Origin of the sequence: Pseudomonas sp. NPDC087697 (genome assembly GCF_044743155.1) — a bacterium.
Taxonomy (GTDB): domain Bacteria; phylum Pseudomonadota; class Gammaproteobacteria; order Pseudomonadales; family Pseudomonadaceae; genus Aquipseudomonas.
In genome coordinates this window covers 1-1,682 of record NZ_JBIUVW010000096.1, presented here as the reverse complement: position 1 = coordinate 1,682, position 1,682 = coordinate 1, and the positions used below count along the sequence as shown (strand labels likewise).

Annotated in this window: 1 protein-coding gene; it reads left to right on the top strand. The window is 55.4% G+C overall.

Annotation, left to right across the window (positions count from 1 at the left end; translation table 11 throughout):
- Positions 1 to 70: 70 nt before the first annotated feature.
- Positions 71 to 1,501: an IS1182 family transposase gene (locus tag ACIPIN_RS28925; protein WP_401124922.1), complete on the top strand. Its 1,431-nt coding sequence runs from the start codon at positions 71 to 73 to the stop codon at positions 1,499 to 1,501.
- Positions 1,502 to 1,682: the final 181 nt, after the last annotated feature.

Sequence of the window (1,682 nt, the reverse complement as noted above, 5' to 3'; positions counted from 1 at the left end):
CCAGAGTGTGTAAAAACGCCTTTGCGAACCCTTGCTATGATTTCTGAGGATTTCATCGCAGGGATCGCCCATGAAGCGCTTTATTCAAGGTGAACATCGAGGTCAAAGCACCTTGCTTCCCGAAAGCCTCGATGACTACGTCAGCGTTACCAATCCGGTGCGCGTAGTTGACGTCTTTGTCGACGAACTCGACCTGGTCAAGCTGGGTTTTGAAGGCGTCATACCGGCCGATACTGGCCGGCCTGCTTATCATCCCGCGATCCTGCTGAAGATCTACATCTATGGCTATCTCAACCGGATTCAGTCGAGTCGACGGCTGGAGCGAGAAGCCCAGCGCAACGTCGAGCTGATGTGGCTAACCGGCCGCTTGATGCCCGATTTCAAGACCATTGCCAACTTCCGAAAAGACAACAGCAAAGCCATCCGCGGTGTCTGCCGGCAGTTCGTCGTGCTGTGTCAGCAGCTGGGGTTATTCGAAGAAAACCTAGTCGCCATCGACGGCAGCAAGTTCAAGGCCGTCAACAACCGCGACCGCAATTTCACCAGCGCCAAGTTGCAACGGCGAATGGAAGAAATTGAATCGAGCATCAACCGGTATCTGACTGCGCTCGACGAAGCCGATCAGCAAGAACCCTCGACCGCACAGCCCAAGGCTGCGCGACTGGAAGAAAAAATCGTCAAGCTGAAGGCTCAAATGAAAGAGCTTCAGGCGATCGAAGTTCGGCTCAACGACTCGCCGGACAAACAGGTTTCACTGACCGATCCGGACGCCCGCTCCATGATGACGCGTGGCACTGGAATCGTCGGCTACAACGTGCAGACAGCAGTCGATACCCAGCACCATTTGATCGTTGCGCACGAGGTCACCAATACCGGCTCCGACCGCGATCAACTCAGCTCGATGGGCAAGCAGGCCCGCGAGGCCATGGGCTTGGAAACGCTGTCGGTAGTGGCTGACCGAGGCTACTTCAAAAGCGAAGAAATCCTGGCCTGTCACAACGCCAACATCACCGCCTATGTGCCGAAGCCAATGACCTCCGGAGCCAAGGCGAACGGGCGTTTCAATAACGATGTCTTCATCTATGACGCGGCGAAAAACGAATACAGTTGTCCGGCTGGACAGGCGTTGATCTGGCGCTTTTCCAGCGTTGATAACGGCCTGAAGTTACACCGTTACTGGAGTTCCAACTGCCAACACTGTCCACTGAAATTGAAGTGCACACCGGGCAGGGAACGGCGAGTCCGGCGCTGGGAGCATGAAACCGTACTGGAAAAAATGCAGAGTCGACTGAGCAACGCGCCAGAAATGATGCGGATCCGCAAACGAACGGTTGAGCATCCCTTCGGGACGCTCAAGCACTGGATGGGAGCGGCCCATTTCCTGACCCGAAAGCTGCCCGGGGTGAGCGCAGAAATGAGCTTGAATGTGCTCGCCTACAACCTGAAACGAGTGATGAAAATCATGGGGGTCGGGAGCTTGATTAAGGCTCTGGCAACCTAAGATTTGGCCAACTTTGGACATGGTCTGGAGGACATTAGAGCCGGCTCAGGCCTTTCAAGTCATCGGCAACGCCAAGTTGGTGGGCCAAGGGCATCCTGACCGTGCGTGGGCGCCAAAGCGTGAGAAAGGCCCTGGATTTGAAGGTGAAAGCCTCATCCAGCGTTTTTACACACTCTGGGCC

Coding starts and splice junctions, on each gene's coding strand:
- ACIPIN_RS28925 (WP_401124922.1), top strand. CDS start 71: ATGAAGCGCTTTATTCAAGGTGAACATCGAGGTCAAAGCACCTTGCTT.